This is a genomic window from Streptomyces sp. NPDC059679 (assembly GCF_042734105.1).
In the GTDB taxonomy this organism is placed as follows: Bacteria; Actinomycetota; Actinomycetes; order Streptomycetales; family Streptomycetaceae; genus Streptomyces.
On the sequence record NZ_JBHWES010000041.1, the window covers coordinates 81812 to 105185 of the forward strand.

Below are 23374 nucleotides of genomic sequence, written 5' to 3' on the forward strand. Positions count from 1 at the left end.
GGTCACGAGCCCCGCCTGATACGTCCGAGAATGCGCGGGGCGAGCTGCCGTACACCGGCCGCGGTGGCCAGCTCCATCGCCGGGACGACGCAGCCCAGCCTGCGCTGCAGTACGGAGCTCAGCTCGGCCGCCATCAGCGACTCCAGGCCGAGCTGATCGAGCCGGGTGTCCGGATCGATCCGCTCCGACGTGGTCTGCAGCACCGTGGCCAGCGCCGAGACGAGCACATCGGTGACGATGCCCAGTGCCTCCGGTTCGGCCAGCGAACGCACCAGCTCCGGTACGTTCCCGTCGGCGCCAGCGGTGTCACAGGGGCTGGCGTCGTGCGCGGGCAGCACCTCGGTGAAGCGCGGCGCGGCGACGGTGGGAAGGAGTTTCGCGGTCTGCCCCCAGTCCGTGTTGCCCACCATGATGACGTCCACATCGGGATCGGTGATCAGCTCGCCGAGCACCCGGGTGGCGGTGACGGAGTCGAGCTCCCCGAAACCGGCTTGCCGCATGGTCTCGACCATACCGGCGCGGTCCGCGTAGCCGGTGTCGGAAATGGCGCACCACTGCACGGCGATTCCCGGCAGCCCCGCGGCCCGGCGCTGCCGGACGACCGCCTCGCCCGCCAGATTGCCGGCTGCGTAGGTGCTCTGCCGCAGATTGCCGGCGAGCGCGGAGATCGAACTGTAGAACACGAAGAAGTCCAGGGGCAGTTCACGGGTGAGCCGGTCCAGGTGTGCCGTTCCGGCGAGTTTGGGGCTCACCACCGCTCGGGTCCGCGCATCGTCGAGCTCCACCGCGGTGGCGTCGTCGAGGACGTCGTCGAGCACCATGGCGGCGTTGACGACACCCCGCAGCGGATGGCCGGTGGCCTCGATCGCGTCCAGCAGAGCGCGGGTGGCCGCGGGGTCGGTGATATCGGTGGCGTAGGCGGTCGCCGTCGCCCCCTCCTCGGCGACGCGGTCGAGCACGGTACGGGCCTCCGGGTGGGCGGCGCCGCTGCGGGAGGCCAGCGCCAGGTGCCGGGCCCCGCACCGGGCCAGCCAGTGGGCGGTGGCCGCGCCGAAACCGCCCAGCCCGCCGGTGACGAGGTACGTCGCCTCGGGGTCCAGGGCGACCGGGGGCCGGGGAGCGCGTACCGGGACCGGTTCCGTGGGGTCGAAGGTGATGACGATCTTGCCGATGTGCCGGGAGTCCCGCAGCAGTGCCATCGCCTCGGCGATCTGCTGCGCCGGGTAGGTGACATGCGGCAGCGGCCGGTAGACCCCGGACCCGACGCGCTCGGTCAGTTCGGCGACCATCTGCTCGGCCACCGGGCTGTCGCCCTGGAGCAGACTGGTGAGGTCGACACCGAAGAAGGAGAGGTCACGGGAGAACGGACGCAGGGCGAGCACGTTGTCGGCGAGAATGTCGCGCTTTCCGAGCTCCACGAACCTCCCGTGCGGGCGCAGCAACTCCATACCGCGGCCCAGCGCTTCCCCCGCCACCGAGTTGAGCACCACGTCCACCCCGCGCCCCGCGGTGATCTCGCGGACCTCGTCGGCGAAGCCGAGGCTGCGCGAGTCCAGCACATGCCGGTAGCCGAGCAGGCGCAGCAGCTGGCGCTTGGCGGGGCTGCCCGCGGTGGCGACGACGGTGGCCCCGACGTGTTCGGCGTACCGCAGCGCGGCCAGCCCCACCCCGCCGGCGGCCCCGTGTACGAGGACCGTCTCGCCCGCGCGGAGCCGGGCCAGATAGTCGAGGCCGTAGTGCACGGTGGCGAACACCGTCGGGATGGTGGCCGCCTCGGTGAACGGCATGCCCTCGGGGATCGGGATGGTGAGCCGGGCCGGGCAGCGCAGATGTGAGGTGAGGCTCCCGGAGTGCGCGACCATGACCCGGTCGCCGACGGCCCGGCCGGTCACACCGGCGCCGACGCGGGTCACCACTCCGGCGCATTCGAGGCCCAACAGGGGGATTCCCGTGTCCGGCGCCTCGGCCATGGGCGGCACCAGCCCCCGGGAGACCATCACATCCGCGTAGTTGAGCGCCGCCGCCCGTACCTCGACGACCACCTCTCCCGGTCCCGCTTCGGGCACGGTCACCGCCGTCCAGGCCGGTCCGTCGTCCGCCACGGCCAGCGCGAAGGGGTGGCCGGTGCGGGTGGCGGGGCGGCGCTCGGTGATCCGCGGTACGAAGCGCCCGCCCGCGGTGAGCACCACCTCGTCCTCGTCGGTCTCGGCGAGCAGTTCCGCGCACACGTCCGCTTCGGTCGCTCCGCGGGCCACCGCGACCCTGCGGACCCTCAGCAGAGGGTTCTCGCTGGTCAGGGTGCGCGCCTGGGCCCAGGCGGCGGCCGGTACGGGGTGTTCGGGGACCGCGGTGCGCTCGCCGCCGGTCAGTACCCAGGCCCGCACCTCACGGCTCTCCGGCAACGCCTGGCAGGCAGTGACCATCGCCCTGAGGACCGCCGCCTGCCGGACCACCGGATCGACGGCGCGGGCCGCGTCGCCACTACCCTGCTCGCCCAGCATGACCACGATCCCGACGCTCTTCTCGGTGCCGCTGAGCGCGGCGCCCCAGCGCGCGGAGTCGGTGGCGGCGTCGACGCGGCTCACCGAGCGGCCCAGTGTGCGCAGCCGCGCCACCACGGCGTCGGGCAGGCCCTCGACACCGTCCGCGGCGACGAGGAAGTGACCGGGAGCGGCGGCTGAGCTACGCCCGGGCCGGGGCGTTGGCGGGTGTTGTTCCCGCTCGCCCCGGTCGGCGAACAGCACCGAACAGGCCGGCTCCTCGCCGAGCTGGACCACGCTGGTGAACCCACCGGAGCGCAGCACCTCGGGCCACTGCTCACGGGCGAGCAGGGTGTCCTCGCGCAGCTCCGTGTCGGTGAAGCCGGTGGCCGACCCGAGCAGCCCGTAGCAGGGGGCGAAGAGGTCGTTGTCGTGGAACTCCACGGCGAGCAGCCGGCCACCGCTGTCCAGGAGTTCGGCGACGTGGCCGACGGCGCGGCGCACATCGGTGGTGGCGTGCAGGACGTTGGCGGCGATCACCAGATCGAAGGAAGCGGCGGCGAAGCCCTGTTCGGCCGGGGCGCGGTCCAGATCCAGCGTCCGGTAGTCGAGGTACCGGTATGCGGCGAACCGGTGGCGGGCTCGGGGGAAGAACGCGCTGGAGATGTCCGTGTAGGCGTAGGTGGTGCGATCGGCGGGCAACCGGGGCAGCAGCCAGGCGGTGGTGGACCCGGTGCCGGCGCCGACCTCCAGAATCCGCAGCGGCCGGTCCGCGGGCCAGGCATCGACCAGCCCGGTGAGCAGTTCCCTTGCCATCCGGTTCAGATACTGATGTGCCACGGAGGTCGTGTAGTGCAGCTCGGCCAGCCGCTCGGTGTCCGAGAACAGCAACTGCATCGGATCCACGACCCCGGTGAGCACCCCGGCCAGTTGCGGACCACACCGGGCGTACAGCAGCAGCTCCGGCGCCATGGCGGGGAAGTCCCGCAGCAACTCGGTGAGCAGTCGGCCCGGTTCCGGCGTCCGGCCCAGCACACCTTCCCGTTCGGCGAGCGCCCGCAGCTTCTCGTACAGCCGCCGGTTGCCCGGCCGTGTGCCGCTCGCCTCCAGTTCGGCGACCGCGGCCGCCACGAAGTGGCCGGTCAGATGGGCGACGCGGCGGACGAACGAGGGGCTGTCATAGCGGCGGGCCGCCGCGGTCAGTGCCGCCACCTGCCCGGCCCGCGCGGCGGCGAGCTCGGTGGCGGTCGGCAGCCCGGCCGGGCCGGCGGCCCCGGGCAGCGGAGCCGCCCGGAGGGTGCTGACGATGCGGTCGACGCCGCTCCCCGCCGCCTTGTTCCTGCGTACGCGGACACCGTGCAGCTCCATGGCTATGGTGCCGTCCGGATCCGCGATGGTGATGTCCACCACCGCCTCACGCAGCGACAGGCCGCGCGCACGGATCAGCGCCACGCCCCGGTCGGCGGGGGTGCGCCAGAACCGGACCCGCTCGAACTCGGCAGGAAGGAACTGGTGGACCTGCCCGTTCTCGGCGCGGGGAAGGAGCGCCCCGATGGACTGCAGGGTGGCGTCGACCAGGGCCGGGTGTGCGTGGAACTCCTGCGCCCCGCTCGGATTGGCGTAGTCGGCGAGCACCGTATCGTCGGCGACGGCGAGCCGTTGGACACCGCGGAACGCGGGCCCGTACTCCAGCTCGACCCGGCGCATCCGCGCGTAGTGCCGTTCCCCGGAGATCTCGGTCTGTGCCGCTGCCCGTATGCCCGCCACGTCCAGCGGCGCGGGCGGCCCGCTGCGCAACCGGCGTACCCGCGCCCTCGCATGGTCCTGCCAGTCCTCGTCGCCCCGGCGGGAGGCCATGCGGGCCACCTCGCCGATGAGCCAGGTCTGTACGGAGATGGTGGCGCTCGGGTCGTCCCACGGCAGCACCAGCGCCTTGCCGATGTCCAGGCCGGTGATCTCCAGTGCGCCCTCGTGGGTGGTTCGGCCGGCCGCGAGCGCCATCTCCAGATACGCGGCGCCCGGCATCACCACCGCCCCGCCGATCCGGTGGTCGCCGAGCCAGCCGAGCCGCGCCGGCTCGACCGGTGTCCGCCAGGTGGGTTCCACACTCGGCAACCGGTCGCCGAGCAACGGGTGTCCCGACTCCTCCTCGGCGCCCGATCCCGCCGACCACCAGTTGGCGGCGCCGTTGAAGTGGTGCTCCCGCTGCCACGGGTAGGCGGGCAGCGGTACCACCCGGCCGCGCACCGGGAACCAGGCGTCCCAGTCGATGTCGGCCCCGGCCGCGAGCACCGTGGCGTAGGTGGTCGGCACCGCGGCCGAGTCGCAGGCCGCGCGTGACAGCGAGCCGACCGTGGTCACCGGCCGGTCCGCGGTGGCGCACTGCCTGCGCAGATAGCCGAGCAGCACCGGGTGGGGGCCGACCTCCACGATCGTGCCGCAGCCGTGCTCGTCCACCAACGTGGTCACGGCCGGTCCGAAGAGCACCGGCTCCCGGATGTTGCGCCACCAGTACGTGGCGTCGAGCCCGGTGCCCGGCAGCGTGCCACCGGTGACGGTGGAGACGAACGCCACGGTTCCGGGCCGTGGCGCCAGCCCGGCCAGCGCGGTGTGCAGCCGGTCCCGGATCGAGTCCATGGATCGGCTGTGGAAGGCATAGTTCAGGGGCAGCTCCCGGAAGAAGACCCCGCGGTGAAGCAACTCGTCACCGAGCGCGCACAGTTCCTCGGCGGACCCGGACAGAGTCACGTCCGACGGACTGTTCACGCCGGCCAGCTCCAGGTCCCGGCCGGCGATCAGCTCGGCGGCCTCGGCGGCCGGAAGTCCCACCGCCGCCATCCGTCCGCCACCCGCCGTCTCCGCCTGGGCGAGACCGCGTTCGGCGATCACCCGGCAGGCCGCCGCCAGGTCCAGGGCCCCGCAGGCGTGTGCGGCGGCCACTTCGCCCACCGAGTGTCCCGCCACCGCGGCGGGCCGGATGCCGCGCTCCCGCAGCAGTGCGGTCAGCCCGATCTGCACCGCGAACAGCAGCGGTTGGGCGATCTCGGTCCGGTCCAGCTCCGGCCCCGGATCCATGGACCGCAGGGCCTCGAGCACCGACCAGCCCAGATGCCCGGCCAGTTCGGCGTCCACCTCGGTGACCGCGTCGAGGAACACCGGTTCGGTCGCCAGCAGCTCCGCGCCCATGCCCGCCCACTGGGCGCCGTTTCCGGAGTACACGAACGCCACGGGCCCCGGAGTCGACTGTCCTGCCGCAGCGCCGGGCACCGCGGTGCCCTCGGCGAACGCTTCCAGCAGGGCCGCGGCCTGGCCGGGGCTGTCCGCCAGCACGGCAACCCGTTCGCGGTGGTGTCCGCGCCGAACGCAACTGGTGAAGGCGAGGTCGTAGAACGCGTCGGTGTCCCGGAGCCGCGCGGCGGTGCGTGAGGCGGCCTCGCTGAGTGCCTGAGGAGTGGCCGCCGAGACCAGCACGGGCAATGGCCTCGCCTTCGGTGGCGCGGGCACACGGGGCGCGGGCGGCGGGCCGAGAATGGCGTGCGCGTTGGCCCCGCCGAAGCCGAACGAGTTGATCGCGAGCGCTCCCGGCGGCAGTGCCCGCGGCGCGGTCACCGGCTCCAGGCCCAGCGCGGAGAAGTCGATGGCGGGGTTGAGCGGTTCGGCGTGCAGCGACTGCGGAATCACCCCGTGCCGCAGCATGAGTACACACTTGAGCAGACCGGCGATGCCCGCCCCGGACTCCAGATGGCCGAGGTTCGACTTCACCGAGCCGATGGGCAGCGGGGTGCGGCGGCCCGCGCCGAGGGCACCACCCAGCGCCCGGCACTCGATCGGGTCGCCCGCCTGGGTGCCGGTGCCATGAGCCTCCACATAGGCCAGGTCCTCGGGCCGCACCCCGGCCCGGTGGTGCACCTGACGCATCAGCCTCTCCTGAGCCTCCGCGCTGGGCAGCGAGAGCCCAGGGGTACGGCCGTCCGCGCCCACTCCGGTGCCGAGGACCACGGCGTGCACGGTGTCACCATCCGCCCGTGCGTCGGCGAGGCGCTTGAGCACCACCACCGCGCCGCCCTCGGCACGGACGTATCCGTCCGCGTGCGCGGAGAAGGAGCGGCAGCGGCCACTGGGGGACAGCATGGACGCCTTGGAGAACCCGATGAAATCCCCCGGGTTCAGCAGCAGGTTGACACCGCACGCCAGCGCGATACCGCCCTCGTCGGCGCGGAGTTGTGCGCAGGCCTGGTGCAGGGCGACCAGGGACGAGGAGCAGGCGGTGTCCACCGCCATGGACGGCCCCCGCAGATCGAACAGGTGCGAGATCCGGTTGGCGGTGTTGCACAGCGCCGAGCCCGCCATCGTGTACGCCGTGACCGTTTCGGGGCGGGCGTACTGGAGTTGGCCGTAGTTGCCGTTGCTCACCCCCACATAGACCCCGGACTCCGATCCGGCGAGTGCCCCCGGATCGACACCGGCGTCGTCGAGGGCTTCCCTGGCCATCTCCAACAGCAGCCTCTGCTGCGGGTCCATCCGGCTCGCCTCGCGCGGCGACAGCCCGAAGAACGCGGCGTCGAAACCCGTGACGTCGTCCAGGAACCCGCCCGCGGCCGAGTACGACTTGCCGGGACGCCGCGGATCGTCGGCCACGAAGCGGCTCGCGTCGAACCGGTCCGCCGGCACCTCACCGACCAGATCGCGCCCGGCGGCAAGCGCGGTCCATAACTCCTCGGGCGCCGCGATGCCACCCGGCAATCGACAGCTGAGCCCGATGATGGCGATATCGCCGGACCGCTCTTCACGAGCGAAGCGGGGACGCGGATGGGAGATCGTCTCTTCTGGCATCCCTGCGGACAGTACCCATGCGTGCCCCCGCTGATGCCGCCGTCAGACCGTGCCGTCCTCGTGTGCCACCGTGATGACGATCTTGCCGACCTGGACGTTGGACTCCATGTAGCGGTGGGCCTCGACGATGTCCGCGAGGTCGAAGGTGCGGTCGATGACCGGCTCGAAGGAACCGCTGCTCAGGCCCGCGTTGACGAATGCGACCGCGCGGCGCAGGCGCTCGGCGTCCGTCGTCAGTTCGTGGAGCGTGTACGTGCTGGTGCTCAGCGCGGGGAACGACTGCGCGTTGGGCAGCGGAGTGGGGCGGGGGTCGAGGGCGCCGTAGACGACAAGGAAGCCACCGGGGGCGATGCCCTGGGCGATGGTCTCGACGCCGGGGCCGGCGACCGGATCGAAGGCCAGACGCACCCCTTCCCCCTTCGTGAGCTCCTTGATGCGGGAGGGAAGGTCCTCGTCGTCGGTGACGATGACGTGGGCCGCGCCGGCGTCCAGGAGGGCCTGCTTCTTGCCGGCGCCGCGCGTGGTGGCGATCGGGATCGCGCCGATGTGGTTGGCCATCTGGATGGCGGCCAGGCCCACGCTGCTGGAGGCCGCGGTGATCAGCACATGGTCGCCCGGGCGCACCTGGCCACCTTCGGCGAGGGCGCCGTACGCGGTGATGTAGGCCATCCACACGCCCGCCGCCTGGACCGGGTCGATGTCCGCGGGGCGGGCGACGACGGCGGTGGCCGGGACGATGACGTGGTCGCCGTACGTGCCGTAGTCGGTCTGCAGAAACGCCGGCACCACACCGACGGGGTCGCCCTCGGCGAAGCCGTCCACGCCCTCGCCGATCGCCTCGACGACGCCGGCGGCCTCGTAGCCGAGCGAGGAGGGGAAGGTCGGCTCGTAGAAGTAGCCGCCCTCGCGGAACATGACCTCGGCCCGGTTGAGGCCGATCGCGTCCACGCGAATGCGAAGCTCACCGGCGCCGGGAGCGCCCACTTCGACATCGCGCAGGGTCAGGACCTCGGGGCCGCCGATCCGGTCGAACTGTACGAGCTTTGCCATGGTGCTGCTGTCCTTGCGGAGGGGATGGGGGAGTGCGCCGAAATGGTTCGGCGCCGCAATCCACACTGCCGCGTAGTTCGATGCGTGTCAAATTTTGACCCACGTCGAACTATATTCTCCGCCGCTCCTCAGAGTGAGGGTGTGCTTGCGGTGAGTTACGGTCGTGCATGGGCGATGAGTCCCCCGGCTTCGGTTCGCCGGGGGCGTCGGTGCCACCAGGTTCGGCGAAGGGTGTCGCCTGTCCCCTCCTCAGGGGATGACTGACAAAGTCCGTTCCGGAGTTTGCCCTACTTCACGAAGTCCGAGACGACCCGGGCCGGCCAGGTGCCCACGGTGAGCATGCCGGCCGCGTATGCGCGGGATATCAGGGCCGCGCGGTTACGGGCCTTCATCTTCCGGAGCATCGAGCCCACGTGGTATTCGACGCCCTGCCTGCTGAGATAGAGGTTGGAGGCCATCTGGATGGTCGAGGCGCCGGTGGCCACGCCTTCCAGGATCCGGGCCTCCAGGGGCGAGAGCAACAGGCGGCGCTGGGTTCCGGGTTCGTCCTCGGGTGTGTGGTTGTCCGGTTTGACGAGGACGACGATGGCGGAGAGCCCGTCCGATGAGCCCTGGACGGCGGTGGCGGTCAGTACGCCCGAGAACGGGTGTCCGCTTGAGCGGTGTCCCACGACCCGTTCGCTGAAGCGGGTCCGCCGGCCGTCGTGCAGCCTCAGGAAGTGTTCCCGGAGGACTGCGGGCGAGCTGGGACGCAGCAGCTCGAACAGGTTCCGCCCACACAGCTCGGCCGAGGATCCGGCGAAGCAGCGGAAGAAGTCGTCGTTGCCCGCCTGGACCCGCAGGTCCGAGTCGAGGGTGGCCATGCCCGTGCCGTGCTCGGTCGTGGACACGCGAGTCCGGATCCCGTTGTCGCTCTGACCGGAGGTCGAGGAAGTCACCGGGATGGTGTGGGAGAGAGCCAAGAGGAGTCACCTCTTTCGGTCGTTTCAACGACGACGCGAGGGGCGCTGCCCGTGAATTGATCAGGGCGCTGACCTGATAATCGGACTCGACGACGTCAATTATCCGTGCTTTAAGTCGACTTTCAGTGGCAGCTGTGCGGTCACGTTTCGTGCTGCCCCCGTGAGCGTCAAACCGGTCGTACTGAAAAAGGGGCACAGTGACGGGTGTTAGGTTCAGTTCCAAGTGTATATCGGAACCGTGCCCTCTTTCGCTGCCCGTATGCCACGTTGTGGTGACCGTTCTTGCCCGATTGCCCGCGTCGGTCACCCGTACGGGCCCCTTGTTCATGGGGTGTTGAGTGTAAGAGGAGGGCATGATCGCGGTGTGCCGGGAGTCTCGGTGCGTGGACCCGATCACGATCGCTTACGGGCCTTGAACCGGCCGGTATCCCCTTGCTGCCTGCAAGGACGCGGATAGTGGTGCACCCGGCGACGCGCCCCAAGTCTCGGAAATCCCCTAGCGTATTCGCGCTTCCTTGACATCATTCCGGAGCGGCTGTGAAGGTTGAGCTAGACAACCTCGCATTCGGATCCGGGCAGCCGACCCATGGCCATTGCGGGTGTGCCTCAAGCAGTGGAATGCGTCGAATTCCCTGCGCCGCCCACTGCGTGAAAAAACCACTCGACGGTCTTTCCGTGGTCGTGGAAGGGATCCTTTATGTCCAAGTGTGCGTTGATCACCGGAATTACCGGCCAGGACGGCTCGTATCTGGCCGAGCACCTCCTTGCGCAAGGGTATCGAGTCTGGGGATTGATCAGAGGCCAGGCCAATCCCAGAAAGCTGCGGATCAGCCGGCTGGCCTCGGACGTCACCTTTGTCGACGGCGATCTGATGGACCAGGCGAGCCTGGTGGCGGCCCTCGACGCGGTGCAGCCGGACGAGGTGTACAACCTCGGCGCCATCTCGTTCGTACCGATGTCCTGGCAGCAGTCCGAACTGGTCACCGAGGTCAACGCCATGGGTGTGCTGCGGATGCTGGAGGCGATCCGCATGGTGAGCGGGCTGGACAAGTCCCGCGGTGGCGGCGGTGGCCGCGGAGGGATCCGCTTCTATCAGGCGTCGTCGTCGGAGATGTTCGGCAAGGTCACCGAGACGCCGCAGCGGGAGACCACGATCTTCCATCCCCGCAGCCCGTACGGCGCGGCCAAGGCGTACGGCCACTTCATCACCCGCAACTACCGTGAGTCCTTCGGGATGTACGCCGTCTCCGGGATGTTGTTCAACCATGAATCGCCGCGCCGTGGCGCGGAGTTCGTGACCCGGAAGATCTCGCTGGCGGTGGCCCAGATCAAGCTCGGGCTCCAGGACAAGCTCTTCCTGGGCAACCTGGATGCGGTACGCGACTGGGGCTTCGCCGGGGACTATGTCCGTGCGATGCATCTGATGCTCCAGCAGGACGAGCCATCCGACTATGTGGTGGGCACCGGTCGCATCCATTCGGTACGCGACGCCGTGCGCATGGCCTTCGAGTCCGTGGACCTGGACTGGGAGGACTACGTGGCCATCGACCCGACCCTGGTCCGCCCCGCCGAGGTGGAGACGCTGTGTGCCGACAGCACACGGGCCCGCACCGAGCTGGGCTGGGAGCCGACCGTGGACTTCCGCGAACTGATGAGCATGATGGTGGAGTCCGACCTCCGCCAGGCCTCCCGTGAACGCGACTACGGCGATCTCCTCTCGGCCACGAGCTGGTGAATGCCGCCGCTCAGGTTGCCCGGTGGCGTGTCCAAACGCCACCGGGCATTGTCGTGTTCCCCCGTGTTCCCCTCGCAATCCCAGGTATTCCCTGGTGTTCTCGCGCGTTCCATCGGTTCCCCGGCCACCGGGGACGAGGAACTAGGGGTTTCCTCGCGGGCCCGTGATGACACTGGGCGAGGGGAGGCCTTGACCGCCATCACATGCGGCCACCCCGAGGGGCCGCCGACCGCCGTTTCCCGAGTGGGGGGAAACGGCCGGTCGCGGCCCCGGTCGGTGGCCCCGGCGCCACCCCGGCCGCGTATGTCCGGTGGGTTCGGTTGCGACGAATCCCTCCCCTGCCTGTGCGGATTGCCTGCCGCCAGCGTCGAGACGGGTTGAGTGAGATGGACAACGAACAGAAGCTCAGGGACTATCTCAAGCGGGCGAGCGCCGATCTGCGGCGGACCCGACGCCGGCTGGGCGAGATCGAGGCCGCGGCACAGGAGCCGATCGCCATCGTCGGCATGAGCTGCCGCTACCCGGGCGGGGTGAATGGCCCGGAGGACCTGTGGCACATGGTCGAGTCCGGTGAGGACGGCATCACCGCCCTGCCGACCGACCGGGGCTGGGACCCTCGCGAGCTGGCCGGGACGGCCGTCTCCGGCGGATTCCTGCATGAAGCCGCCGAGTTCGATGCGGACTTCTTCGGCATCTCGCCGCGCGAGGCGCTGGCGATGGACCCGCAGCAGCGGGTGCTGCTGGAGGCCGCCTGGGAGGCGTTCGAGCGGGCCGGAATCGAACCGGGCACCCTCCGTGGCAGCCGGACCGGCATGTTCGTGGGCGCGATGGCGCAGGACTACCGGGTGGGCCCGGCCGACGGTGTGGAGGGTTTCCAGCTCACCGGCAACACCACGAGCGTCATGTCCGGCAGGCTCTCGTACACCTTCGGTGTCGTCGGACCGGCCGTCACCGTGGACACGGCGTGTTCGTCGTCGCTGGTGGCCCTGCATCTGGCCACCCAGTCGCTGCGCGCGGGGGAGTGCTCGCTGGCGCTCGCGGGCGGCATCACCATCATGTCGAGCCCGGCCACCTTCATCGAGTTCGGCCGCCAGGGCGGGCTGTCGGCCGACGGCCGCTGCCGTTCGTTCGCCGACACCGCGGACGGCACCGGCTGGGCCGAGGGCGTCGGCGTACTCGTCCTGGAACGGCTGTCGGACGCCCAGCGCAACGGACACGAGGTGCTGGCGGTGGTGCGGGGCACGGCCGTCAACCAGGACGGCGCGTCCAACGGCCTGACCGCGCCCAACGGCCCCTCGCAGCAGCGGGTGATCGAGCAGGCGCTGATCAACGCACGGCTGTCCGCCGATCAGATCGACGCGGTGGAGGCGCATGGCACCGGTACGACGCTGGGCGACCCGGTCGAGGCCCAGGCGTTGCTGGCCACGTACGGTCAGAGCCGCGGGGACCGGGGCCCGTTGCTGCTCGGATCGGTGAAGTCGAACCTCGGGCACACTCAGGCCGCGGCCGGTGTCGCGGGCATCATCAAGATGGTCATGGCGATGCGGCACGGGATGCTGCCGCGCACCCTGCACATCGACCGGCCCTCGACCCATGTGGACTGGGAGTCGGGCGCCGTGGAACTGCTGACCGAGCCGACCGCCTGGCCGGTCACCGGCGAGCCGCGCCGGGCCGGGGTCTCCTCGTTCGGCATCAGCGGCACCAACGCCCACACCATCATCGAACAGGCCCCCGCCCCCGCTCCCGCCGAGACACCGGCCGAGGACGAGCCGACCGGGTCCGATGGCGCCGCGGCCGGGCCCGGCCCGGACGCCGTCCACGCCGAGGCGCCCGAACCCGTCGTGACGCTCGACCCGGGCGTGGTTCCGCTGCCGGTGTCGGGCCGGACCCCCGAGGCGCTGCGCGAGCAGGCGGCCCGGCTCCACGCCCACCTGGACGCCCGCCCCGGGCTCGGCCTCGCCGACCTCGCCTTCTCGCTGGCCACCACCCGCGCGGGCTTCGAACACCGCGCCGTCGTCACCGCGGGCGATCGTGCCGCGGCGGCCGCCGCGCTGTCCGCACTGGCCTTGGGCGATTCCTCCGCCGGCCTGGTCAGGGGCACCGCACGAGCCACACGGAAGCTGGCTTTCCTGTTCGCCGGGCAGGGCAGCCAGCGGCTGGGCATGGGGCGCGAGCTGGCGGAGCGTTTCCCGGTGTTCGCCCAGGCGCTGGACGCGACCCTCGCCGCGCTGGACACCTGGCTCGACCGCCCGCTGCGCGACATGCTCTTCGCCGCCGAGGGCACCGCGGAAGCCGCCCTGCTGGACCGCACCGCATACGCCCAGCCGGCGCTGTTCGCCGTCGAGGTCGCCCTGTTCCGGCTGGTCGAGTCCTGGGGCATCACCCCCGACTTCCTGGCCGGGCATTCCATCGGGGAAATCGCCGCCGCCCACGCCGCCGAGGTGTTCTCGCTGGCCGACGCGGCGCGGCTGGTCGTGGCGCGCGGCCGGCTGATGGAGGAACTGCCGGCCGGCGGGGCGATGGCGTCCGTACAGGCCACCGAGTCCGAAGTGGCGCCGCTGCTGACCGGGCGCGCCGACCACGTCTCCATCGCGGCGGTCAACGGCCCCTCGGCCGTCGTGGTGGCGGGCGACGAGGACGCGGTGGCCGAGATCGAGGCACACTTCGCGGGCGAGGGCCGAAAGACCAAGCGGCTGCGGGTCAGCCACGCCTTCCACTCGCCCCGCATGGAGCCGATGCTCGAGGAGTTCCGCGCCCTGGTCGCGGAGCTGTCGCCGCGGGCGCCGGTCGTGCCGGTCGTATCGAACCTGACCGGCGCCCAGGCCACCGTGCAGGAGCTGACGTCCGCCGACTACTGGGTGGACCACGTACGCCAGGCGGTGCGGTTCGCCGACGGCATCGGCTGGCTGCACGGACACGGCGTCGACACCTACCTGGAGCTGGGCCCCGACGGCGTCCTGTCCGCGCTGACCCGGACCTGTCTCGACAACACCGCCACCGACGGGGACCTGGACGAGGACCCTGAGGGTCCCGGCGCCGCCGTACCGCTGCTGCGGCCGGGCCGTCCCGAGCCGGTGGCCGTCACCACCGCGCTCGCCGGGCTCCACGTACGCGGCGTGCCGGTGGACTGGGACCGCTACTTCGCCGGGACCGGCGTCCGCCGAGTGGACCTGCCGACCTATCCGTTCCAGCGCCGGCGGTACTGGCCCAAGGGCCTCGCCACTCCGGCGGGCGACATGCGGGCCGCGGGCATGGGCGCCGCGCACCACCCGCTGCTGGCCGCCGCCGTGTCCCTGGCGGACTCCGACGGCTTCCTGCTCACCGGCAGGCTCTCCCTGCGGACCCACCCCTGGCTGGCCGACCACGCCGTACGCGGCACCGTCATCCTGCCCGCGACCGCCTTCCTGGAGCTGGCCATCCGCGCGGGTGACGAGGTCGGCTGCGACCGGGTCGAGGACCTCACCCTCGCCGCGCCGCTGGCACTGCCCGAACACGGCGGCGTCCAGGTGCAGATGTGGGTCGGCAGCCCGGACGAGTCCGGCCGGCGGACCCTGAACCTCTACTCCCGGCCCGACGGCGAGGGCACCGACGAGCTGCCGTGGACCCGGCACGCCACGGGCGTACTCACCACCGGCGGACACGACATCGCCTTCGACACCGCCCAGTGGCCGCCGGCCGATGCGCAATCCCTCGCGCTGGACGGTCTCTACGACCGGCTGGCGGCGGAGGACGGCCTCGAATACGGACCGCTCTTCCAGGGGCTGCGGGCCGCCTGGAGACGCGGTGCGGACACGTTCGCCGAGGTGGCGCTGGAGCCTACGGCCCAGGGCCCCGACGGCTCGTTCGGGCTGCACCCCGCGCTGCTCGACGCCGCCCTCCACGCGATGCTCGCCGACCCCGGCCGGGACCGGGGCCCCGACGGCGGGGGCACCGCCCTGCCGTTCTCCTGGGAGGGCGTGTCCCTGCACGCGACCGGCGCGTCCGAGATACGCGTACGGATGTCCCGAGCCGCCGACGGCACCCTGTCGATCGCGGTCGCGGATCCCTCCGGCCAACCCATCGCCTCCGTCGAGGCGCTGACGCTGCGCGCCCTGCCGGCCGGCGGCCCCGGAGAGGGGACAGTGACCGGGCGGGACTCGCTGTTCCGCGTGGACTGGACGCCGCTGCCCGCCTCGGCGACGGACGGGACGCCGGCCGTGCCTGCGTCCGGGCCCGTGGTGGTGCTCGGCCCGGATGTCCTGGGGCTCGCCGAGACACTACGGGCCGCCGGCACCGAGGCTCGGGTCCATGACGACCCGGCTGACCTAATGGACCCGGCCGTGCTGACCGGGCCGGATGGCGTATCGACCGGTGCGGTGCTGGTCCCGATGCTCGGCGACACCGCCGGGGAGATGGCCGACGCGGTCCGTACGCTGACGTCACGGGCGCTGGACCTGCTGCGCGTCTGGTCGGCCGAGGAGGGGCCCGCGGGCACCCGGCTGGTCTTCGTGACCCGTGGGGCGGTGGCCGCCGACAGCGGAGCAGTCACGTCCGGGGAATCTCGCGGCGAAGACGCGGGCGCGCCCGTCGACCTCGCCGCGGCGGCCGTCTGGGGCCTGGTGCGCTCCGCGCAGGCCGAGGCACCCGGCCGGTTCACCCTGGTGGACCTGGACCCCGAGGACCCCTCGACCGTCCCTCTCGCGTCGGCGCTGACGGCGGACGAACCCCAACTGGCCGTCCGCCAGGCCACCGTGCTGGCCCCCCGGCTCGCCCGGGTCGCCGCCCCCGTGCCGGGCGCGGCGGACACGGGCAACGCGGCGGATCCGGAGCCCGGCTGGGACACCGACGGCACGGTCCTGATCACCGGCGGCACCGGCGGGTTGGGCGCCCTGATCGCCCGGCATCTGGCCGCCGAGCGCGGCGTACGCCACCTGCTGCTGCTCAGCCGCCGCGGCGGCGCGGCCGAGGGCGCCGCCGACCTGGTCGCCGACCTCGCCGACCACGGGGCGGACGCGACCGCCGTTGCCTGCGACGTGGCCGACCCCGCCGCCCTGGCCGCCGTACTGGCGGGGATCCCGACCGAGCATCCGCTGACCGCGGTCGTGCATGCGGCCGGCGTGCTCGACGACGGCATGATCGGCTCGCTGACGGCCGAGCGTATGGACGCCGTGCTGCGGCCCAAGGTCGACGCGGCCTGGGCCCTGCACCGGGCGACCGACGGTCTTGAGCTGTCCGCGTTCATCGTCTTCTCGTCGCTGGCCGGCACCGTCGGCACCGCCGGCCAGGGCAACTACGCGGCGGCCAACGCGTTCCTGGACGCGCTCGCCCGCCACCGCCGGTCCCAGGGCCTGTCGGCCCAGTCCCTCGCCTGGGGGCCCTGGGCCCTTTCGGACGGGATGACCGGCGCCCTCACCGAGACCGACCTGCGGCGGCTGGCCCGTATGGGCACCCCCGCCCTCTCGCCCGAGCAGGGCCTCGACCTGTTCGACACCGCGGTCTCCAGCGGCCGCCCCGTCCTGCTGCCGGTACGGCTCGACCTGGCGGCGTTGCGCGCCTCCGCCGACGTACCGCATCTGCTGCGCGGGCTGGTCCGCAAGGCCCACCGCCGGGCGGTGGTGGAGGGCTCGGGGACCGCCTCGGGGCTGGCGCAGCGGCTGGCCCGGCTCGACGGCGACCAACGCACCCGGGCCGTGGTGGACGTGGTCCGGGCCCAGGTCGCCGCCGTGCTCGGCCACGCGGGCCCCGACGCCGTGGACCCGGACCGTCCCTTCCAGGACCTGGGGTTCGACTCGCTGACCGCGATCGAGCTGCGCAACCGGCTGAGCGCGGCCACCGGGCTGCGCACCTCGGCCACCGCCGTCTTCGACTACCCCACGGTCACCGCGCTCGCCGTTCACGTACGCGATGAACTCCTCGGCAGCCGTGCCGCGGCAGCCCCCGACCCGGCACGGCCGAATCCCGGCACGGCTGTCGAGGACCCCATCGTGATCGTGGGCATGGGCTGCCGCTATCCGGGCGGCGTCGGCTCGCCCGAGGAGCTGTGGCGGCTGGTCAGCGAGGGCACCGACGCGATCTCCGGGCTGCCCGCCAACCGCGGCTGGGACCTGGAGACGCTGTACGATCCGGATCCCGACCACCACGGCACCACGTACACCCGTGGTGGCGGATTCCTCCACGACGCGGGCGAGTTCGACGCGGCCTTCTTCAATATGAGCCCGCGGGAGGCGCTGGCCACCGACACCCAGCAGCGGCTGCTGCTGGAGACCTCATGGGAGGCGGTGGAACGGGCCGGGATCGACCCGGTGTCGCTGCGCGGCAGCCGGACCGGTGTGTTCACCGGAGTGATGTACAACGACTACGGCACCGTCCTCGCGGGCGGCGGCGACTTCGAGGGCTTCCTGGGCAGCGGCACGTCCCCGAGCGTGGCCTCGGGCCGGGTGTCGTACACGCTGGGCCTGGAGGGCCCGGCGGTGACCGTGGACACCGCGTGTTCTTCTTCGCTGGTGGCCATGCACCTGGCGGCGCAGGCGCTGCGGGAGGGCGAATGCTCGCTCGCGCTCGCCGGCGGCGTCACGGTGATGTCGACACCCGCGTCGTTGATCGAGTTCTCGCGGCAGCGGGGGTTGTCGCCGGACGGGCGGTGCAAGGCGTTCTCGGAGTCGGCCGATGGTGTGGGCTGGTCCGAGGGCGTGGGTGTGGTGGTGCTGGAGCGGCTGTCGGACGCGCGCCGTAATGGTCACGAAGTGGTCGCCGTGGTGCGGGGTTCGGCGATCAACCAGGACGGCGCGTCGAATGGTCTGACGGCGCCGAACGGCCCGTCCCAGCAGCGGGTGGTCCGCCAGGCGCTGGCCACCGCCGGTCTGTCGGCCGCGGATGTGGACGCGGTGGAGGCGCACGGCACGGGCACCACGCTGGGCGACCCCATCGAGGCGCAGGCGCTGCTGGCCACGTACGGGCAGGATCGGGAACGACCGCTGTGGCTCGGGTCGGTGAAGTCGAACATCGGGCACACCCAGGCCGCGGCAGGCGTGGCTGGTGTGATCAAGATGGTGATGGCGATGCGGCACGGCGTGCTTCCGGGCACGCTGCATGTGGACGCGCCGTCGTCGCATGTGGACTGGGAGGCGGGCGAGGTCCAACTGCTCACCCGGGCGGTGGAGTGGCCGTCGACCGGCCGGGTGCGCCGGGCGGGTGTGTCCTCGTTCGGGATCAGCGGCACCAACGCCCACCTGATCGTCGAACAGCCCGCGCCGTCGGACCCCGAGCCCGAGGAGACCGCACCCCGGAGTGGCGGCCACGGCTCCGTCGTCTGGCTGCTCTCCGGCCGTGGCCGCGCGGCGCTGCGGGCCCAGGCCGCCCGCCTGGCGGCCCGCGTGGACACCGACCCCGGGCTGGACGCCGCCGATGTCGCGCTCTCGCTCGCCACCACCCGCTCGGCCTTCGAGCAGCGCGCCGCCGTGGTCGCACCGGACCGGTCCGGGCTGCTGCGCGCGCTGACCGCGCTCGCCGAGGGCCGTCCCGACCCCGCCGTGATCGAGGGCGAGGCGGGCGGCACGGACAAGCTGGCGCTGCTCTTCTCCGGCCAGGGCAGCCAGCGGGCCCGGGCGGGCCGGGAGCTGTACGCGGACTTCCCGGTGTTCGCCCGCGCGCTGGACGAGGTCTGCGCCCAGCTGGACCCGTACCTGGACCGCCCCCTGCGCGAGGTGCTGTTCGCCGACGAGGGCACGCCCGAGGCCGAGCTGCTGGACCAAACGGGCTGGACGCAACCCGCGCTGTTCGCCGTCGAGGTGGCGCTCTTCAGGCTCATGCTCTCGTGGGGCGTCCGACCCGACTACGTCGCCGGCCACTCGATCGGCGAGCTGGCGGCGGCCCACGCCGCCGGTGTGCTGTCCCTCCAGGACGCCTGCGCCCTGGTGGCCGCGCGGGCCCGGCTGATGCAGACCCTGCCCGCCGGCGGGGCGATGGTGTCCGTACAGGCCACCGAGGACGAGGTGGCACCGCTGCTGGCCGGCCGGGACCACGAGCTGGCGGTCGCCGCCGTGAACGGCCCGTCCGCGCTGGTCCTCTCCGGTGACGAGGAGGCGGTTCTCGAGGCCGCGGCACACTTCCGCGACCTGGGCCGCAAGACCAAGCGGCTGCGGGTCAGCCACGCCTTCCACTCGCACCGCATGGACGCCATGCTCGACGGCTTCCGCGAGGTGGCACAGGGCCTGGTCCACGCGGCGCCGACCATCCCCATCGTGTCGAACGTGACCGGCGAGATCGTCACCGAGGAGCAGATCTGCTCCCCGGACTACTGGGTGGAACACGTCCGCGGGACGGTCCGCTTCGCCGACGGCGTACGCACCCTGCGCGACGCGGGCGCGACCACCTTCCTCGAACTCGGCCCGGACGGCGTCCTGTCCGCGATGGCCGAGGACACGCTCGGCGAGGACTCCACGGCCGAGGCGGTGCCCGCCCTGCGGGCCGACCGCGCCGAGGAGCTGACCGTCGCGGCGGCTCTGGCCAAGCTGCACGTCCGCGGGGTACGCGTGGACTGGCCCGGGTACTTCGGCGGCAGCGGGGCACGCCGTGTCGATCTGCCGACGTACGCCTTCCAGCACGACTTCTACTGGCCCGACACCGCCACCGCCGCGCCCACGAGCCCGGAGACGGCGGCGGATCCGGCGGACGAGCGGCTGTGGAGCGCGGTCGAGCGCAGGGACGCGGCGGAACTGGCCACCGTGCTGGGGCTGGAGGACGAACACCACGCGTCGCTCTACGCCCTGCTGCCCGCGCTCTCCTCCTGGCGCCAGAACCGGCATGAGAAGGCCGTGCTGGACTCCTGGCGGTACCAGGTGGAGTGGCAGCCACTGCGGGTGTCCACGGCACCGGTGGCGGCCGGCACCTGGCTGGTCGTCACCGCGGACGGCGCGCCCGACGACCCGTTCCAGGACGATGTGGTGGACGCCCTGCGCCAGCACGGCGCCCGCGTCCACCGGGTGGTGCTGGACGACACGTGCGCCGACCGCGCCGTCCTGGCCGCACGGCTCGGGGGCGTTCAGGCAGCGGTTCAGGGGGACGCCGCGGACGGGGTGCGCCTCGACGAGGTGTCCGGAGTGCTCTCGCTGCTGGCCGTCGCCGAACACCCCGCCCCCGACCATCCGGCCCTGCCGGTCGGACTGGCGCTCACCGTCGCCCTGGTGCAGGCGCTCGGCGACCTCGGCGTCACCGCCCCGCTGTGGAATGCCACGCGAGGCGCCGTGTCCACCGGGCCGTCCGACCCGGTCACCAGCCCGCTCCAGGCGGCCATCTGGGGCCTGGGACGGGCCGCCGCCCTGGAACACCCCGGGCGGTGGGGCGGACTGGTCGACCTGCCCGAGGTGGTCGACCGGCCCGCTGCCCAGCGGCTCATGAGCGTGCTGGCCGGATCCACCGAGCCCGCCTCCGCTCACCACGACGAGGACCAGGTGGCGATCCGCGCCACCGGAGTGTCCGCGCGCCGACTGGTCCACCGTACGGTGGACGATCTGCCCGCCGCCCGCGACTTCACCGCGCACGGGACCGTCCTGGTCACCGGTGGCACCGGCGCCCTGGGGGCCGAGGTCGCCCGGTGGCTGGCGCGCGCCGGCGCCGAACACCTGGTGCTGACCAGCCGCCGGGGCGCACAGGCCCCCGGCGCGGATGAGTTGCGCGCCGAACTGGAGGCCCTGGGGGCCGCGGTGCGCATCGTGGCCTGCGACGCCGCCGACCGCGACGCGCTGGCCGCCGCCCTCGCCGACCTCCCCGCCGACTCCCCGCTCACCGGGGTCGTGCACACCGCGGGCATCGCCTCGGCCGCACCCCTGGAGGGCATGGCGCCCGCGGAGTTCGAGGAGGCGGTCGCGGCGAAACTGGCCGGGGCCGCCCACCTCGACGCACTGCTGGGCGACCGCGACCTGGAGCTGTTCGTCATGTTCGGCTCCATCGCGGGCGTATGGGGCAGCGGCGGCCAGAGCGCCTACGGCGCGGCGAACGCCTACCTGGACGCGCTGGCGGAATACCGCCGCGCCCGCGGACTCGCCGCCACTTCCGTGGCCTTCGGCCCGTGGGCCGAATCCGGTATGGCCACCCACGACGCGATGGCGGACGGCCTCAAACGGCGCGGCCTGCGCTTCCTGGCGCCCGAGCGGGCCATGGCCGAACTGCGCCGCGCCGTGGTGCACGGCGACACCACCGTGACCGTCGCCGACGTCGACTGGGACCGGTACCTCCCCGTCTTCACCTCCGTACGGCCGAGCCCGCTGCTCGGCGATCTGCCCGAGGCCCGGGAACAGGTGCGGACACAGGCGGACGGGCGGTCCGCGTCCGAGGCCGCGGACGGCGCGTCGGAGCTGGCCCGGCGGCTGCACGGGCGCACCGAGGCCGAGCAGGAGCGGCTGCTGACGAGCCTGGTACGCGCCGAGGCCGCCGCCGTACTCGGGCACGCCTCCGCCGACGGCGTACCCGAAGAGCGCGCCTTCCGCGACCTGGGGTTCGACTCGCTGACCGCCGTCGAGCTGCGCAAACGCCTGGTCACCCTGACCGGCCTGAGCCTGCCGAGCACCACGGCCTTCGACTACCCGAGCCCCCTGGCCCTGGCCCGGCATCTGCGCACGCTGATCCTCGGCACCGTGGCGGCCGGCACCGGGCCCGTGGCGCTCTCCTCGGCCCACGACGACGAGCCGATCGCCATCATCGGGATGAGCTGCCGCTTCCCCGGCGGCGTACGCTCCCCCGAGGAGCTGTGGCGGCTCGTGGCCGACGGGACCGACGCCATCTCGGAGTTCCCCGCCGACCGTGGCTGGGACACCGCCGCGCTGTACGACCCCGACCCCGACCGGGCGGGCAGGACGTACTCGACACTGGGCGGTTTCCTCCACGAGGCGGGCGAGTTCGACCCGGCGTTCTTCGGGATCTCGCCGCGTGAGGCGCTGTCCATGGACCCGCAGCAGCGGCTGCTGCTGGAGACGGCCTGGGAGAGCTTCGAACGGGCGGGCATCGACCCGCGGTCGCTGCGCTCCAGCCTCACCGGCACCTTCATCGGATCGACCTACCAGGACTACGGCACCGGGGTCGCGGACGGCACCGAGGGCCACATGGTCACCGGAAGCAGCCCCAGTGTGCTCTCCGGTCGGCTGTCCTATGTGTTCGGCCTCGAAGGCCCCGCCGTCACCGTGGACACCGCGTGTTCGTCGTCGCTGGTGGCCCTGCACCTGGCGTGCCGGTCGCTGCGCGAGGGGGAGAGCTCGCTCGCCCTGGTGGGCGGCGCGACCGTGATGGCCACGCCCGCCTCGTACCTCGCCTTCAGCCGCCAGCGGGCGCTGGCCGCGGACGGCCGGTGCAAGGCCTTCTCCGACGCCGCCGACGGCATGACCCTGGCCGAGGGCGTCGGCATCCTGCTGGTCGAACGGCTCTCGGACGCCCAGCGCCACGGCCACCCGGTGCTCGCGCTGGTCCGCGGTTCGGCGGTCAACCAGGACGGCGCCTCGAATGGTTTGACAGCGCCGAACGGCCCGTCCCAGCAACGCGTCATCCGGCAGGCCCTGGCCAACGCGCGCCTGTCGGCGGGCGACGTGGACGCCCTCGACGCGCATGGCACCGGCACAGCGCTGGGGGACCCGATCGAGGTCCAGGCGCTGCAGGCGGTCTACGGTGAGGACCGCGCCCCGGACCGACCGCTGCTGCTGGGCTCGGTGAAGTCGAACATCGGGCACACCCAGTCCGCGGCCGGTGTGGCAAGCGTGATCAAAATGGTCATGGCGATGCACCACGGGCTGCTGCCCAAAACCCTGCACGTCGAGCAACCGTCGTCGCATATCGACTGGTCACCCGGCACGGTGGCGCTGCTGTCCGACCCCGTCGCATGGCCGGACACCGGAGAACCGCGCCGCTGTGCCGTCTCCTCGTTCGGCGTCAGCGGCACCAACGCGCACGCGCTGCTCGAGCAGGCGCCAGAGACCCCGCCACGGACCCCCGTCGAGGAGCCGGGCCAGGCGGGGCCGGGGGCCCTGCCGTGGGTGCTGTCGGCCCGCGGCGCCGACGCGCTGCGCGAACAGGCCGCCAACCTGCTCTCCCATCTGGACGGCGACCCTGAGACCACACTGGCCGACATCGGGTATTCGCTGGTCACTTCGCGGTCGCTGTTCGAACACCGGGCCGTGGTGGTCGGCGAGCACATCGAGGACTTCCGGCGGGAACTGGAGGCGCTGTCGAAGGGCACCTCGTCGGCCGCGGTGGTGTGTGGGGTTGCCGATGTGGAGGGGAGGTTGGTGTTTGTCTTCCCGGGGCAGGGTTCGCAGTGGGTGGGGATGGGTGCCCGTTTGTTGGACGAGTCT

The 23374-nt window shown here is 72.5% G+C and carries 5 protein-coding genes; 2 read left to right on the forward strand and 3 right to left on the reverse strand.

Annotation, left to right across the window (positions count from 1 at the left end; genetic code table 11):
- Positions 1 to 2: 2 nt before the first annotated feature.
- From ACFV2X_RS34040 to ACFV2X_RS34050, 3 genes are all read right to left on the reverse strand, one after another.
- The gene (locus ACFV2X_RS34040) at positions 3 to 7313 is read right to left on the reverse strand and encodes an SDR family NAD(P)-dependent oxidoreductase (protein WP_385624065.1); all 7311 of its coding nucleotides are present in this window, start codon (positions 7311 to 7313) and stop codon (positions 3 to 5) included.
- Between the two features lie 42 nt (positions 7314 to 7355).
- Positions 7356 to 8363 (reverse strand): zinc-dependent alcohol dehydrogenase family protein, encoded by a 1008-nt coding sequence (locus ACFV2X_RS34045; RefSeq protein ID WP_385624067.1) that lies wholly within the window; start codon positions 8361 to 8363, stop codon positions 7356 to 7358.
- Positions 8364 to 8650: 287 nt separating this feature from the next.
- Positions 8651 to 9253: a LuxR C-terminal-related transcriptional regulator gene (locus tag ACFV2X_RS34050; protein ID WP_385624069.1), complete on the reverse strand. Its 603-nt coding sequence runs from the start codon at positions 9251 to 9253 to the stop codon at positions 8651 to 8653.
- A 769-nt stretch (positions 9254 to 10022) separates the two neighbouring features.
- On the opposite strand from ACFV2X_RS34050, the gene ACFV2X_RS34055 reads away from it, so the two are divergent.
- Together ACFV2X_RS34055 and ACFV2X_RS34060 are read left to right on the forward strand one after the other, a co-directional pair.
- Positions 10023 to 11060, forward strand: coding sequence for a GDP-mannose 4,6-dehydratase (locus ACFV2X_RS34055; RefSeq protein ID WP_385624071.1), 1038 nt, complete (start codon positions 10023 to 10025; stop codon positions 11058 to 11060).
- Between the two features lie 386 nt (positions 11061 to 11446).
- On the forward strand, positions 11447 to 23374 hold an 11928-nt coding region (locus ACFV2X_RS34060), incomplete at its 3' end, for a type I polyketide synthase (protein WP_385624074.1).